General features: G+C 66.1%; 15 protein-coding genes. 7 read left to right on the top strand and 8 right to left on the bottom strand.

Going from position 1 to position 15046, the window contains the following annotated elements; translation table 11 throughout:
* Positions 1 to 97: 97 nt before the first annotated feature.
* Positions 98 to 1153, bottom strand: a complete 1056-nt coding sequence (gene purM, locus ACPTTF_RS03670; protein ID WP_423370288.1) for a phosphoribosylformylglycinamidine cyclo-ligase — start codon at positions 1151 to 1153, stop codon at positions 98 to 100.
* 250 nt (positions 1154 to 1403) lie between these two features.
* Between purM and hda the strand changes: the two genes are divergently transcribed.
* The 6 genes from hda to panB are packed head-to-tail and all read left to right on the top strand — an operon-like array spanning position 1404 to position 6490.
* The gene (hda, locus tag ACPTTF_RS03665; protein ID WP_347814756.1) at positions 1404 to 2138 is read left to right on the top strand and encodes a DnaA regulatory inactivator Hda; all 735 of its coding nucleotides are present in this window, start codon (positions 1404 to 1406) and stop codon (positions 2136 to 2138) included.
* 11 nt (positions 2139 to 2149) lie between these two features.
* Positions 2150 to 2827, top strand: coding sequence for an HAD family hydrolase (locus tag ACPTTF_RS03660; RefSeq protein ID WP_166956872.1), 678 nt, complete (start codon positions 2150 to 2152; stop codon positions 2825 to 2827).
* Positions 2828 to 2832: 5 nt separating this feature from the next.
* Positions 2833 to 4368 (top strand): polynucleotide adenylyltransferase PcnB, encoded by a 1536-nt coding sequence (gene pcnB, locus ACPTTF_RS03655; RefSeq protein WP_423370287.1) that lies wholly within the window; start codon positions 2833 to 2835, stop codon positions 4366 to 4368.
* A 35-nt stretch (positions 4369 to 4403) separates the two neighbouring features.
* The gene (gene folK, locus ACPTTF_RS03650) at positions 4404 to 4946 is read left to right on the top strand and encodes a 2-amino-4-hydroxy-6-hydroxymethyldihydropteridine diphosphokinase (RefSeq protein WP_166956868.1); all 543 of its coding nucleotides are present in this window, start codon (positions 4404 to 4406) and stop codon (positions 4944 to 4946) included.
* Positions 4943 to 5629, top strand: coding sequence for a deoxynucleoside kinase (locus ACPTTF_RS03645; RefSeq protein WP_423370286.1), 687 nt, complete (start codon positions 4943 to 4945; stop codon positions 5627 to 5629). Before folK ends, ACPTTF_RS03645 begins: the two co-directional genes overlap by 4 nt.
* Positions 5630 to 5674: 45 nt before the next feature.
* Positions 5675 to 6490, top strand: coding sequence for a 3-methyl-2-oxobutanoate hydroxymethyltransferase (gene panB / locus ACPTTF_RS03640; RefSeq protein WP_423370285.1), 816 nt, complete (start codon positions 5675 to 5677; stop codon positions 6488 to 6490).
* Positions 6491 to 6610: 120 nt separating this feature from the next.
* On the opposite strand, the gene ACPTTF_RS03635 is transcribed toward panB, so the two are convergent.
* The 5 genes from ACPTTF_RS03635 to grpE all read right to left on the bottom strand — a co-directional run bounded on the left by ACPTTF_RS03635 (position 6611) and on the right by grpE (position 13040).
* Entirely contained in the window at positions 6611 to 8539 is a 1929-nt protein-coding gene (locus ACPTTF_RS03635) for a chorismate-binding protein (protein WP_423370284.1), read from the bottom strand.
* Positions 8540 to 8552: 13 nt separating this feature from the next.
* The gene (dnaJ, locus tag ACPTTF_RS03630; RefSeq protein WP_166956860.1) at positions 8553 to 9689 is read right to left on the bottom strand and encodes a molecular chaperone DnaJ; all 1137 of its coding nucleotides are present in this window, start codon (positions 9687 to 9689) and stop codon (positions 8553 to 8555) included.
* Positions 9690 to 9954: 265 nt separating this feature from the next.
* Positions 9955 to 11907, bottom strand: a complete 1953-nt coding sequence (dnaK, locus tag ACPTTF_RS03625) for a molecular chaperone DnaK (protein WP_166956858.1) — start codon at positions 11905 to 11907, stop codon at positions 9955 to 9957.
* 148 nt (positions 11908 to 12055) lie between these two features.
* Positions 12056 to 12484: a thioredoxin family protein gene (locus tag ACPTTF_RS03620; protein WP_423370283.1), complete on the bottom strand. Its 429-nt coding sequence runs from the start codon at positions 12482 to 12484 to the stop codon at positions 12056 to 12058.
* Between the two features lie 10 nt (positions 12485 to 12494).
* Positions 12495 to 13040, bottom strand: a complete 546-nt coding sequence (gene grpE, locus ACPTTF_RS03615) for a nucleotide exchange factor GrpE (RefSeq protein WP_166956854.1) — start codon at positions 13038 to 13040, stop codon at positions 12495 to 12497.
* Between the two features lie 358 nt (positions 13041 to 13398).
* Between grpE and ACPTTF_RS03610 the strand changes: the two genes are divergently transcribed.
* Positions 13399 to 13560 (top strand): hypothetical protein, encoded by a 162-nt coding sequence (locus ACPTTF_RS03610; protein ID WP_006476841.1) that lies wholly within the window; start codon positions 13399 to 13401, stop codon positions 13558 to 13560.
* On the opposite strand, the gene ACPTTF_RS03605 is transcribed toward ACPTTF_RS03610, so the two are convergent.
* Together ACPTTF_RS03605 and hemH are read right to left on the bottom strand one after the other, a co-directional pair.
* Positions 13532 to 13939 carry an RNA-binding S4 domain-containing protein gene (locus ACPTTF_RS03605; RefSeq protein WP_006484997.1) on the bottom strand — a complete coding sequence of 136 codons (408 nt, stop codon included), beginning with the start codon at positions 13937 to 13939 and terminating at the stop codon, positions 13532 to 13534. The two genes, ACPTTF_RS03610 and ACPTTF_RS03605, sit on opposite strands and share 29 nt — an antisense overlap.
* 5 nt (positions 13940 to 13944) lie before the next feature.
* Complete coding sequence (hemH, locus tag ACPTTF_RS03600; RefSeq protein ID WP_423370282.1) at positions 13945 to 15009, bottom strand: ferrochelatase; 1065 nt, start codon at positions 15007 to 15009, stop codon at positions 13945 to 13947.
* Positions 15010 to 15046 lie beyond the last annotated feature (37 nt).

Here is a 15046-nt window from a genome sequence, read left to right as displayed (position 1 = left end):
TCATCGGCGCGCGTCCGTACGCCACGCGGCGCCCGAAAAAAAGCCGCCCGGATCGACTCCGGGCGGCTTTCCTTGCTGCATCTGCTGCGGCAGTGCGTCAGACCACGACGGTCTGCGCCTCGCCTTCGCGGGTCGCACGCACGGTGCCGATCTTCCACACCTGTTCGCCGGCGGCGGTCAGGTCGGCGATCGCTGTGTCGGCATCGGCCGCCGAAACGATCACGGCCATGCCGATGCCGCAGTTGAACACGCGGTGCATTTCCGCATCGGCGACGCCGCCGTGCTCCTGCAGCCACTTGAACAGCGGCGGCAGCGGCCACGCGTTCTGGTCGAGCTCGGCGGTGAGGCCTTCGCGCAGCACGCGCGGAATGTTCTCGACGAGACCGCCGCCCGTGATGTGCGCCATGCCCTTCACCGACAGCTTCTGCATCAGCGCGAGCAGCGGCTTCACGTAGATGCGCGTGGGTGCCATCAGCGCGTCGGCGAGTGAGCGGCCATGGAAATCGGCGGAAAGGTCGGGGTTCGCGCGCTCGATGATCTTGCGCACGAGCGAGAAGCCGTTCGAGTGAATGCCGCTCGATGCGAGGCCCAGCACCACGTCGCCTTCGGCGATCGTGCTGCCGTCGATGATCTTGCTCTTCTCGACCGCGCCGACCGCGAAGCCGGCCAGGTCGTATTCGCCGTCCGGGTACATGCCCGGCATTTCGGCCGTTTCACCGCCGATCAGCGCGCAGCCCGACAGCTCGCAGCCCTGCGCGATGCCCTTGACGACCGTTGCGGCGGTATCGACGTCGAGCTTGCCGCACGCGAAGTAGTCGAGGAAGAACAGCGGCTCGGCGCCCTGCACGAGGATGTCGTTCACGCTCATCGCGACGAGATCCTGGCCGACCGTGTCGTGTTTGTTCAGATGAAACGCCAGCTTGAGCTTGGTGCCCACGCCGTCGGTGCCCGACACGAGCACGGGCTCGTTGTACTTCTTCGGCACTTCGAACAGCGCGCCGAACCCGCCGATGCCGCCGAGCACGCCGTCGCGCAGGGTTTTCTTCGCAAAAGGCTTGATCTTGTCGATGAGCGCGTCGCCCGCGTCGATGTCGACGCCTGCGTCGCGATAGGACAGACCCTGAGCGTCAGGAGCGGATTTCGGAGGATTCATGGGGGAATGCGAGAAGGTCGGTAAAATGCGATTTTACCCGAAGCCGGCCCGTTGGCCGGAATTCCCAGCACCGAATCGTCAGGGATTGCATCTTGGTCAACACGTCCCCGTTTTCATCGCCGAGCGAACCGCGCCGAAACCGGCGTGGCGCCGTGCGTGCGGTCGCGCGTGAAGCCCACGAAGGCGCAGCTCCCGGCGCGTGCCCGGCGTACGGCGCGCGTATTTTCAACCGACCCGCATTGTGACTGTTGTGTCCCGTCAACTGACGCTCGATCTCGGCACGCCGCCGCCCGCCACGTTCGACAACTTCATCATGAACGAGGAGAACGACGAGCTCATCTCGCGCCTGCAGAAGCTCGACCTCGCGCTCGCGGCGGGCCCCGTGCCGGACCGGTCGTTCTACATCTGGGGCGAGCCCGGCAGCGGCCGCACCCATCTGCTGCAGGCGCTCGTGAGCGATGCGTCGTACGGCTATGCGCGTTATCTCACACCGCAAAGCCCGCTCGGCGCGTTCACGTTCGACCCACGTATCGGCATCTACGCGATCGACGACTGCGACCGGATGAGCGACCCGCAGCAGGTCGCGCTGTTCAACCTGTTCAACGAAGTGCGCGCGCACCCGTCGAGCGCATTCGTCGCGGCGGGCCCCGCGGCGCCGCTCGCACTCGACGTGCGCGAGGATCTCCGCACGCGCCTCGGCTGGGGGCTCGTGTTCCACCTGTCGCCGCCGTCCGATGCCGGCAAGATCGCCGTGCTCAAGCTCGCGGCGAAGGAGCGCGGGATCGCGCTCACCGACGACATCGCCGCCTACCTGCTGACCCATTTCCGCCGCGACATGCCGAGCCTGATGGCGCTGCTCGACGCGCTCGACCGCTTCTCGCTCGAGCAAAAACGCGCCGTCACGCTGCCGTTGCTGCGTCGCATGCTGGCGCGTCCCGGCGACGACATCACACCTCCGGGCACCGGCCCGAACCGCTTCGAGTAAAATGCGCTTCCATGACTAATCTGGCACTCTTTGACCTCGATCACACGCTGATCACGACCGATAGCGACCACGAATGGGGCCGCTTCATGGTGAAGCTCGGCATCGTCGACGCAGAAAGCTTCTCGCGTCAGAACGATCAGTTCTTCGCCGACTACAAGGCCGGCAAGCTCGACATCCACGCGTACCTCACGGCGATGCTCACGCCGCTCGCGAAGTATTCGCGCGCGCAGCTCGCGCAATGGCACGAGCAGTACATGCACGAGGTGATCCGGCCCGCAATGACGCCCGCCGCGCTCGAGCTCGTGCGCAAGCACCTCGATGCGGGCGACCTGTGCTGCGTCGTGACGGCGACCAACGAATTCATCACGCGCCCGATCGCAACCGCGTTCGGCGTCGACACGCTGATCGCCTGCGAGGTCGAAACGACCGACGGGCATCCCGATTCGCCGTACACGGGCCGGCCGACCGGCACGCCGAGCTATCGCGAAGGCAAGATCGTGCGGACCGAAGCGTGGCTCGCGTCGCTCGGCAAGCAATGGAGCGACTTCACGCACACCTACTTCTACAGCGACTCGCACAACGACATCCCGTTGCTCGAGAAAGTCACCGACCCGATCGCGACCAACCCTGACGACACGCTGCGTGCGCATGCAAGCAACCGCGGCTGGCGCATCCTCGAGCTCTCCTGAACGTCGTGATCAAAAAATTCATCCGCAAGCTGCTCGGCCAGGACGAAACCGAGCAAACATCTCCCGCAGCGGCCCCGGCCGACGAAGCGGCCCCTGCTACCCCGCGTGCCCCGAAGGGCGCCCGCGGCAGCGCGAAGAAACCACGCAGCAACCATGAGCCGACCGTTGTGCCGGCCAGCGTGCACGGCATCAACCCGGCGCTGATCTCGAAGAATGCCGTGCGCGTGACCGACACGCTGCAGCAGGCGGGCTTCCGTGCCTTCATCGTCGGCGGCGCGGTACGCGACCTGCTGCTCGGCATCGCGCCGAAGGACTTCGACGTCGCGACCGATGCGACACCGACCGAGGTGCAGCGCCTGTTCCGCCGCGCGCGGCTGATCGGCCGTCGCTTCCAGATCGTCCACGTGCAGTTCGGCCAGGAACTGATCGAGGTGTCGACGTTCCGCGCGCTGGTCGATGCGCCGCCCGAGGCGGCCGCTGCCGAGCCGCCGAAGCGCCTGAAGCGCGACGAACTCGATCGCCGCACCCACGCGGTCGACGCGAGCGGCCGCGTGCTGCGCGACAACGTGTGGGGCGAGCAGCACGAAGACGCCGCACGCCGCGACTTCACGATCAACGCGATGTACTACGACCCGTCGACGCAGACGGTGCTCGACTACCACGACGGGATGGCCGACATGCGCGCCCGCCTGTTGCGGATGATCGGCGATCCGGCCACGCGCTTCCGCGAGGATCCGGTGCGGATGCTGCGCGTCGTGCGTTTCGCGGCGAAGCTCGGCTTCGAGATCGAGCCGCACACGCGCGAACCGATCAACGCGCTCGCCGACCTGATCAACAACGTGCCGGCCGCGCGCCTGTTCGACGAAATGCTGAAGCTGCTGCTGTCGGGCCACGCACTCGCGTGTCTGACGCGGTTGCGCAAGGAAGGCCTGCACCACGGGCTGCTGCCGCTCCTCGACGTCGTGCTCGAACAGCCGCAGGGCGAGAAGTTCATCACGCTCGCGCTGAACAACACCGACGCGCGCGTGCGGGCCGGCAAGCCGGTTTCCCCGGGCTTCCTGTTCGCGACACTCCTGTGGCACGACATGCGCCAGCGCTTCGAGCAATACACGGCCGAAGGCGAAATCCCGGTGCCGGCGCTCCATCGCGCGATGGACGACGTGCTCGACATGCAGACCGAGAAACTCGCGATCCACAAGCGTTATTCGGCCGACATGCGCGAAATCTGGGGCCTGCAGCTGCGCCTCGAGAAACGCTCGGGCCGCAGCGCGATGCGGCTGCTGGAACACCAAAGGTTTAGAGCGGGGTATGATTTCCTCCTGTTACGCTGCGAATCCGGCGAGCTCGATGCCGAAGTCGGACAGTGGTGGACGGATTTCATCGAAGGCGACGCGGCCGCTCGCGAGGCATTGCTCACGCAGGGCGGCTCGAAGGAAAAATCGCCCCGCAAGCGGCGCCGCCGCGGCGGTGCGCGAAACCGCAATCCGGGTGAAGGTGCCGCCGAGCAGGCACCGGATACCTCGGGCGGGTCCGACGACTGACGCGCTCGCCGGCGAACGACGTAGGAAGTGATGCCATGACGGTTGCATATATCGGACTGGGGGCGAATCTCGGCGATGCGCGCCAGACCCTGAAGGACGCGGTGGTGTGCCTCGCGCAGCAGCGCACCATCTCGATCCTCGGCAAATCGAGCCTGTATCGCACGGCGCCCTTCGAAGCGGGCGGCGACGACTACTACAACTGCGTCGTCAAGCTCGACACGACGCTGTCGGCCCGTGAGCTGCTCGCCCTCTGCCAGAAGATCGAACATCACTTCGGCCGTGAGCGCCCGTATCGCAACGCGCCGCGCACGCTCGATCTCGACATCCTGCTGTTCGGCGCCGACTCGATCGACGAACCCGACCTGATCGTCCCGCACCCTCGCCTCACCGACCGTGCGTTCGCACTTGTGCCGCTCGTCGAAATCGACCCGGCACTCGACATTCCCGCACGCGGCCGTGCCGATGCCTTCCTCGCCGCCGTCGCCAACCAGCGTGTCGAGAAGGTGCAGACCTGCCAGTGCCTGATGCAGAAGGCGCTCGCTGCCAGCGAAGACGCCGACAAGAACCGCTGCCGATGACCCCGACTCCCCTCACCGTCACTGCGCCCGACCTGCGCGCCCCGTACCGCTATCTCGTGATCGAAGGCCCGATCGGCGTCGGCAAGACGACGCTCGCGCGCCTGCTCGCCGAGCGCTGGTCGATGCAGACGCTGCTCGAGCGCCCGCAGGACAACCCGTTCCTCGAACGCTTCTATCGCGATACGGCGCGCTACGCGCTGCCCGTGCAGCTGTCGTTCGCGCTGCAGCGCGCGCAGCAGGCACGCGAGCTGATCGGTGCGCTCGAAACGGGCCGCCCGGTCATCGCCGATTTCATGCCGCAGAAGAACGACATTTTCGCGCGACTGAATCTGCCGGAAGACGAATGGCAGCTCTACCGCTCGGTCGCGACACACGTGGACGTGCCGCAGGCGCCGTCGCCCGACCTCGTCGTCTACCTGCAGGCGAGCCCCGAAGTGCTGTTCTCGCGCATCCAGAAGCGCGGACTGCCGATGGAGCTGCAGATCAGCGATGCGTACCTGCGCTCGCTCGTCGACGCGTACAACGAATTCTTCTACCACTACGACCGCACGCCGGTGCTGACGGTTGCCGCGGAACACCTGAATCCGCAGGATTCCCCCGAAGATCTCGCCCTGCTGATCGAGCGCATCGAGACGATGCGCGGCCGCAAGGAATTCTTCGTCAAGGGCGAGACGACGCGCTAAAGCGTCCTCGCCTGTCGTTCCTCACCCATTCGAACCGGATTTCCCATGACCTATCTCCAGGAATCGAGCCGGCCTGCCGTCACGGTGCCCAAGCTGCAGGCAATGCGCGACGCCGGCGAGAAGATCGCGATGCTCACCTGCTACGACGCGAGCTTTTCCGCATTGCTCGACCGTTCGGGCGTCGACGTGCTGCTGATCGGCGATTCGCTCGGCAACGTGCTGCAGGGCCACACGACCACGCTGCCCGTATCGCTCGACGACATCGCGTATCACACCGCCTGCGTCGCCCGCGCGCAGCCGCGAGCGCTGGTCGTCGCCGATCTGCCGTTCGGCACGTACGGTACGCCGGCCGAAGCATTCGCGAGTGCCGTCAAGCTGATGCGCGCGGGTGCGCAGATGGTCAAGCTCGAAGGCGGCGAATGGCTCGCCGAGACGATCCGGTTCCTCGTCGAGCGCGCGGTGCCCGTGTGCGCGCATGTGGGCCTCACGCCGCAATCGGTACACGCGTTCGGTGGCTTCAAGGTGCAAGGCAAGACCGAGGCCGGGGCCGCGCAGTTGCTGCGCGACGCGCGCGCGGTCGAGGATGCGGGCGCGCAGCTCGTCGTGCTCGAAGCGGTGCCGACGCTCGTTGCCTCCGAAGTCACGCACATGCTGAAGATCCCGACGATCGGCATCGGCGCCGGCGTCGACTGCTCGGGACAGGTGCTCGTGCTACACGACATGCTCGGCGTGTTCCCCGGCAAACGGCCGCGCTTCGTCAAGGATTTCATGCAGGGGCAGCCGAACATCCAGACGGCCGTCGAAGCCTATGTGGGTGCGGTAAAGGACGGTTCGTTCCCCGGCCCCGAGCATTCGTTCTGACATCCGTGACGGGGCCGGCGATGCGTTCCGCCGGTGCCTCGATAAAAAAGCGCGGCGCCCTTTGCAGGGCGTCGCGCTTTTTCTTTCATACGCTGCCGGCAGTGGTTGATGATCTGCCGGTTACTTCAATACCGCGTCGAGCGCACCGCGCAGCGCGTTGGTCAGCAGCAGCGCCTCCGCGCGCGCGAGATCATCGCGGGTCACGACCCGCTCCGTCGCGCCGAACGCGCGATCATCGAGCATCACGCCGCGCATCACGCCCGGCAGCACGCCTGACTCGAGCGGCGGCGTCACCCACTGGCCGTCGAGCTTCACGAACAGGTTCGAGCGCCCGCCCTCCGTCACCTCGCCGCGCTCGTTGACGAACAGCATGTCGAAACTCCCAAGCGCCTCCGCCGCCTGCCACGCGCGATCGTATTCGGCGCGGCGTGTCGTCTTGTGCAGCAGCAGCGCATCGCTCGCGAGGGTCGGTGCGAAGCCGTGCGCGGACGCCAGCAGCACGCCGACCGGCCCCGCCGGCAGCGGCTTGAGCGGCGCTGCGACGATCTCGATCGTGCCGTCCTTCGCGAGCGCGAGCTTCATCCGGTAAGCACCGTCGCCGTCGAGCGCCGCGCAGCGCGCGTCGATCTCGCGACGTATTGCATCGATGTCGACGCGGAAGCCGAGCGCGTCCGCGCTACGCTGCAGCCGCGCGAGATGGCGATCGAGATGCCGGATGCCGTCCGCACGTGTGGCGGCGGTCGTTTCGAACAGCTGGAAGCCGGGATCGGCGTCCGTCAGGAATCGCGCTTTCAATTCGCACTCCGCATATTCGTCGGCCGCGACGCTGTCGAGCACGATGCCCGCGCCGACACCCATCGTGCCGCGGCGCCGGCCGGCGATTGCCGTTGCCGGATTGCGTGCTGTGGCACCGGCTGCACCTTCGCGGCCAGCGCCTTCGCCGGTAGCGTCGAGCGTCAGCGTACGGATCGCGACCGACAGGCAAAAATCGCCGCAACCGGCTAGGCGCTCACCCGGCGCGTCGGAATCGGCACCTTGCTTCGCAGCGTCAAGCCAGCCGATCGCGCCCGTATAGAGTCCGCGCGGCGTCGACTCGATCGCATCGATCAACTGCATCGTCTTGTGCTTGGGCGCGCCCGTGATCGATCCGCACGGAAACAGCGCACGCAGCATCTGCGCGAACGTCGTCCCTTCGCGCCAGCCGGCCTCGACCGTCGACGTCATCTGCCACACCGACGCATATGGCTCGACGGAGAACAGCGCCGGCACGCGGACCGTCCCGGTGCGTGCGATCCGCGATACGTCGTTGCGCAGCAGGTCGACGATCATCACGTTTTCCGCACGGTTCTTCGGATCGTTCGCGAGGAACGCAGCAGCAGCCGCATCGTCGCGAGGGTCGGCCGAACGTGGCGCCGTGCCCTTCATCGGCCGCGCGCGCAGCACGTCGCCGCGCTTCTCGACGAACAGCTCGGGCGAACACGACGCGACCCACGTACCGTCGGGCAATGCGACCAGCGCGCCGTAACGCACGGGCTGGCGCGCACGCAGCCGCCGGTACAGCGCGAGCGGCGTACCGAACACGTCGAAGTTCAGGCGGTACGTGTAGTTGACCTGATATGAATCGCCCGCGCGCAGCGCGTCGTGCACCGCGGCGATCGCCGCGTCGAACGCGTCGCGCGACACGCTCTTCTCGACATGCGCGACGCCCGCGATCGACGGCGTGCCGCCGCCGTCCTGTTGCGCGAGCCACGCGTCGACTTCGTCGCGCGACAGGCGCTCGCAGCGCGCATACAGCAAAAAGCGCAGCGGGGCATGGCCGGGCTGCGCTCGTTGCAGGTTGCGTCCGAATTCGTAATCGCCGACGACGACCGCATGCAGCCCGTCGCGCAGATCCTGTGCGACCGCTGCATCGATTTCGTCGAGCCGCGCCGGATCCGTGCACACGCGTTCGCGCACGAATCCCGAATACAAACGACTCGACCGCGCGGACGCGGTCGAGTCGCAATCGTCCAAGAGCGCGAACGACGCGCTCTCGTTGCCTTCAGTCATGCTGTTACTCGAGTTACTCGAAGAAGCTCTTCACACGATCGAACCAGCTCTTGCTCTGCGGGCTGTGACGCGCGCCGCCCTCGGCCAGCGATTTCTCGAACTGCTTGAGCAGGTCGCGCTGGTTGTCGGTCAGCTTCACGGGCGTCTCGACCTGCACGTGGACGTACAGATCGCCCGCAATGCTCGAACGCAGCCCCTTGATGCCCTTGCCGCGCAGGCGGAACGTCTTGCCCGACTGCGTGCCTTCCGGCACCGGGAACGATGCACGGCCGGCCAGCGTCGGCACCTCGATCTCGCCGCCGAGCGCGGCGGTCGTGAACGGGATCGGCATCTGGCAGTGGAGATCGTCGCCGTCGCGCTCGAACACCGAGTGCGGCTTGATGTGGATCTCGACGTACAGGTCGCCCGGCGGCCCGCCGTTGATGCCCGGCTCGCCGTTGCCGGCCGAGCGGATCCGCATCCCGTCGTCGATCCCGGCCGGGATCTTCACTTCGAGCGTCTTGGTTTCCTTCACCTTGCCCGACCCGTGGCAATGCACGCACGGCTCCGGGATGTAGGTGCCCGTGCCGTGGCACTTCGGGCAGGTCTGCTGGATGCTGAAGAAGCCCTGCGACATGCGCACCGTGCCCTGGCCATGACAGGTCGGGCAGGTTTCCGGCTTCGTGCCGGGCTTCGCACCCGACCCGTGGCAGACCTCGCACGACACCCAGCTCGGCACGCGGATCTGCGTGTCGTAGCCGTGCGCGGCCTGCTCGAGCGTGATTTCCATGCTGTAGCGCAGGTCGGCACCGCGATACACCTGCGGGCCGCCGCGGCCACCGCGCGCGGCGCCGCCCGCGGCCTGGCCGAAGATGTCGCCGAAGATGTCGCCGAACGCATCCGCGAAGCCGCCGAAGCCCTGTGCACCCGCACCGCCCATGTTCGGATCGACGCCCGCGTGGCCGTACTGGTCGTACGCTGCCCGCTTCTGGCCATCCGACAGCATTTCATAGGCTTCCTTCACCTCCTTGAAATGCTCTTCCGCATCCTTGCTGTCCGGATTGCGGTCAGGGTGATACTTCATCGCAAGCTTGCGATATGCCTTCTTGATTTCGTCGTCGCCCGCATTCTTCGCGACGCCCAGAACCTCGTAGTAATCCCGTTTCGCCATATCGATTCACTGTGCCGCCACGCATCGCGCACGCGGCGGCTCCTTTCGCCTGCAGTAAAGTCTCTCGACTCGTCTGGCGCTGCACCGTCCGCGGACGGCTCGCGCAGCACCCGCCAAAAAACAAATGTGCCCGGAGGGCCGCGAAGCCCGCCAGGCGTGGAGTCGATCCGGCCATCCGGAAGGAAAGACAGACCGCTTTTCAGCCGCTGGTCAGTCGCGCCGCGCGCGTTTCCACGCGCGGCGTGCGGTGCCATTGCAACCCGGCTTAGTCCTTCTTCACTTCCTTGAACTCGGCGTCGACGACGTCGTCGGCAGCCTGCTGTGCGCCACCTGCGTGGGCCGCGCCTTCAGCTGCACCGGCCGCGCCGGCTGCACCTGCCTGCTGGGCCTGCATGTCGGCGTACATCTTTTCGCCGAGCTTCTGCGACACCTTGCCGAGTTCCTCGACCTTCGCGTCGATCGCAGCCTTGTCGGCCGACGTGTCCTTCAACACTTCCTCGAGCGACTTCAGCGACGCTTCGATCGCTTCCTTCTCGCCCGCGTCCAGCTTGTCGCCGTACTCGGTGAGCGCCTTCTTCGTGCTGTGGACCAGCGCGTCGCCCTGGTTGCGCGAATCGGCCAGCTCGCGCAGCTTGTGGTCTTCCGCTGCGTTCGCTTCCGCGTCCTTGATCATCTGGTCGATTTCAGCCTCGGACAGACCCGAGTTGGCCTTGATCGTGATCCTGTTTTCCTTGCCGGTCGCCTTGTCCTTCGCGCCGACGTGCAGGATGCCGTTCGCGTCGATGTCGAAGCTCACTTCGATCTGCGGCACGCCGCGCGGTGCGGGCGGGATGCCTTCCAGGTTGAACTCGCCGAGCAGCTTGTTGCCGGCCGCCATTTCGCGTTCGCCCTGGAACACCTTGATCGTCACGGCGCCCTGGTTGTCGTCGGCCGTCGAGTACACCTGCGCGTGCTTCGTCGGGATCGTCGTGTTCTTGCTGATCATCTTCGTCATCACGCCGCCGAGCGTCTCGATACCGAGCGACAGCGGGGTCACGTCGAGCAGCAGCACGTCCTTGCGGTCGCCCGACAGGACCTGGCCCTGGATCGCCGCGCCGACTGCGACGGCTTCGTCCGGGTTCACGTCACGACGCGGATCCTTGCCGAAGAACTCCTTCACCTTTTCCAGCACCTTCGGCATGCGCGTCTGGCCGCCGACCAGGATCACGTCGTCGATGTCCGACACCTTGACGCCTGCGTCCTTGATCGCGATGCGGCACGGTTCGATCGTGCGCTCGACGAGGTCTTCCACCAGCGCTTCCAGCTTCGCGCGGGTGATCTTCAGGTTCAAGTGCTTCGGGCCCGACGCGTCTGCCGTGATGTACGGCAGGTTGATTTCGGTCTGCTGGCTCGACGACAGCTCGATCTTCGCCTTTTCAGCGGCTTCCTTCAGGCGCTGCAGCGCGAGCACGTCCTTCGACAGGTCGACGCCCTGCTCCTTCTTGAACTCGCCGATGATGTAATCGATGATGCGCTGGTCGAAGTCCTCGCCGCCGAGGAACGTGTCGCCGTTGGTCGACAGCACTTCGAACTGCATTTCGCCGTCGACGTCCGCGATTTCGATGATCGACACGTCGAACGTGCCGCCGCCGAGGTCATACACGGCGATCTTGCGGTCGCCCTTCTCGACCTTGTCGAGGCCGAACGCGAGCGCGGCTGCGGTCGGCTCGTTGATGATCCGCTTGACTTCGAGGCCCGCGATGCGGCCGGCGTCCTTGGTCGCCTGACGCTGGCTGTCGTTGAAGTACGCCGGCACCGTGATCACGGCTTCCGTGACCGGCTCGCCGAGGTAGTCTTCGGCCGTCTTCTTCATCTTGCGCAGCACTTCCGCCGAAACCTGCGGCGGTGCGAGCTTTTCGCCGTGCGCTTCGACCCATGCATCGCCGTTGTCGGCCTTGACGATGCTGTACGGCATCAGGCCGATGTCCTTCTGGACTTCCTTCTCTTCGAAGCGGCGGCCGATCAGGCGCTTCACTGCGAACAGCGTGTTCTTCGGGTTGGTCACCGACTGCCGCTTGGCCGGCGCGCCGACCAGCACTTCGTTGTCGTCCATGTAGGCGATGATCGACGGCGTGGTGCGCGTGCCTTCCGAGTTCTCGATGACCTTGACCTGGTTGCCTTCCATGATGGCGACGCACGAGTTCGTGGTGCCGAGGTCAATACCGATGATCTTTCCCATTTTTTCCTAATCTCCAGAAATGCTTGTTTGCTGCGCAAAACCCCACGTTTTGGGGCAGTTTCGCGCGCCAGAATTCAACGCTGTTCCCGAAATGCGTCCGTCCGGTCCGTTTTCAAGACCCGACGAGCGATGCGGATATTAAATTTTTTCAATCGCCGCCGGCTAGCGGATCGCCCACCGCCGGCGCACGACCGGCCGCCGCCGCGATCTTCGCGCGCGCCGCCGACACGGCCGCCCCGAACTGCACGAGGCCATGCCAGCCGGTCGCCCGGCCGAGACGCTTGCCGCGGTGGAAAAAGAACCACGTCGGCACGCCATGAAGGCCGAAGCGGCGCCCCAGCTCGGCGTGTTCGTAAACGTTGCAATGGAACCACTTCAGATCCAGCGCGCGAATCGCGTCCGGCTGGGCGAGCATCGCCTTCTTCGCGATCTCGCAGTTGAAGCAGTCGACGCCCCAGAAGAACACCACCGCGAGCGCATCCCCCGCGCCGTCGATCGCCGCGTCGAACGTGCCGGCGTCCAGCGCCTGCATGTCGAACGCGTCAAACGCGGCCGGATCGACGCCGACGGGCACCATCCTGATCGCCTTACTTCGGCTGCGCGACGGTGACGAGCGCCGGACGCAGCACACGGTCGGCGATCGTATAGCCCTTCTGCAGCACGGTGACGACGGTGTTCGGCTCCTGCTCGGCCGGCACCATCGAAATCGCCTGGTGCTGGTGCGGATCGAACTTCTCGCCAACCGGGTTCAGCGCGACGACGCGGCCCTTTTCGAGTGCGCTCGTCAGCTGGCGCAGCGTCAGTTCGACGCCTTCGCGCACCTTCGCGATGTCGCCGGACGTGTCGCTGACAGCGGCTTCCAGGCTGTCCAGCACGGGCAGCAGGTGTTCCGCGAAGCCTTCGATCGCGAACTTGTGCGCCTTCGAGACGTCGTCCTGCGCGCGACGGCGGACGTTCTCGGTCTCGGCCTTCGCTCGCAGGTAGCTTTCCTGCAGCTCGGCGACCTTGGCTTGAGCCTCCGCGAGCGCCGCGTCGGCTGCTTCGGCGGCGGGAGCAGCGCCTTGCGCCGCCTGCTTCTCGCTGCCGATATCTTCGGCCGATTGGGTAGCCGGGTTCTCTTGCGTGTTTTCCATGTCGCTGAAAGTCGATTAGAGGTTGAAGCCAAATCGGCAACCGCCGGACCGTATACCCGGCGGTACCGCACATTGCTGGTGCAAATAAGGGTGAAAACTACGATTTCAAGAGGGTTATTCGCCGGCATTCTCCAATGCGGCGAAACAACCGCGCGTCGCCCCGGTGCATCGCCCGCATAGTCGGCCAGAGCGGGCGAAACGGGCTGTAACAACGCTTACCTGGCAAGTACTAGCTTGGCACAGTCCCGCTGCACTACACTCCACTCAAGCGTCGGAAAAGCGTGTTTACCCTTAGCTGACCGACGCCTTACAACCACCACCTGTCGCCGTCTTCACCCGTCTTCTCGAGGGGAGTACCGTGAAACTGACCTTTGCGATTTCGGTGGTCGCGCTGGTACTCATCGCCGGCACCACCACCATCTGCCTGTCGGGAGCCGTCACCGACCGCACGACCGAATACGGAAGCGCGCGGGCGACGTTCGACCAGATGTTCAGCTCCCACCAGAAAATCTGTCGATGATGCGCCGGTCGCGTTTCGTCGGCCGGCCGTGCAATTCGGCCGCCGGCTCGCGATACGTACGGCGCCGCTCCAGTTCGGCGAGCCGTGCGGCCCGCCCCGCTTCCGTTTCCTCGTAAAGCGTCTGCGCAACGCTCGCCGGCCCGCGCACGTCGCACACGCCGAGCACGGCAATGTGCCAGACGATGCCGTCGATCGCAATCTCGACCTCGTCGCCAACGCGCACATCCTTCGCCGGCTTGACCGCCGCGCCGCCGATCTTCACGTGCCCTTTGTCGACCGCATCGGTCGCGAGCGAGCGCGTCTTGAAGAACCGGGCCGCCCACAGCCATTTGTCGATGCGCAGCTTCGCGCCCGGTTCGGTCGAAATCTTGTAATTCATCGCACTTAACTCACCGTTTCGGGCTGCGCGGCCCTGACCGGCCAGCCCTGCAGATTCTCGGCCACGATCTCGCCGAGCGCGCCGATCCACGCCGGTGCGCCGTTCAGGCACGGAATGCGGTGGAATGCCTTGCCGCCACCGGCGAGGAACTCGTCGCGCACTTCCATGCCGATCTCCTCGATCGTCTCCAGGCAGTCGGCCGTGAAACCGGGACAGAACACGTCGGCCCGCCGTACGCCGGCCTCGCCGAACTCGCGCAGCGTCGGCGCGGTATAAGGCTGCAGCCATTCGGCCTTGCCGAAACGCGACTGGAACGTGACGCGACATTCGGTCGTCGACAGCCCGAGCGCGGCCATCAGCAGCGCGCCCGTCTGCTGGCACTGGTCGTGATAGGGATCGCCGAGGTCGAGCGTGCGCTTCGGCACGCCGTGAAAGCTCAGCACGAGCTTGTCGCCGGCCGCGAAGTCCGGCCGGCCGTGCTGCGCCCAATACTGGCGCACCTGCTCGGCCAGCGCGTGGATATAGGCCGGATGGTCGGCGTAGTGCCGCACCGTGCGCACTTCCGGCTGGTTGCGCATGCGCGCGAGCGCGTCGAATGCAGCGTCGAATGCGGTGGCCGTGGTCGACGCCGAGTATTGCGGATACATCGGCATCAGCAGCACGCGCTCGACGCCGGCGCGCTTGAACTGCGCGAGCGCGTGCGCAATGTTCGGACTGCCGTAGCGCATCGCGTAGTCGACCTGCACTTGATAACCGTTCGACGCGAGCAGGTACCGCACGCTGTCGGTCTGGCGCTCGGTGTGCACGCGCAGCGGCGAGCCCTCGGGCATCCAGACGGCCGCGTATTTTTTCGCGGACGCGCGGCCGCGCAGCGGCAGGATCAGCGTGCGCAGCAGCACCTGCCAGACGGCCTGTGGAATCTCGACGACCCGCGGATCCGACAGGAATTCGGCCAAATAGCGCCGCACGGCGCGCGGCGTGGGCGCGTCGGGCGTGCCGAGATTGATCAGCAGCACGCCGATGCGATGGGCGGCCGCGGTGGTCGAAGGCGGCTCAAGATCGAAACGCATGGGCAAGAACGTGCTCGGGGCACGGGACCGGACGGCT

It is taken from the genome of Burkholderia crassaminum, from assembly GCF_964265005.1.
Classification (GTDB): domain Bacteria; phylum Pseudomonadota; class Gammaproteobacteria; order Burkholderiales; family Burkholderiaceae; genus Burkholderia.
Note: the sequence above shows the minus strand (reverse complement) of the source record. Positions and strands in the feature narration are given on the sequence as shown.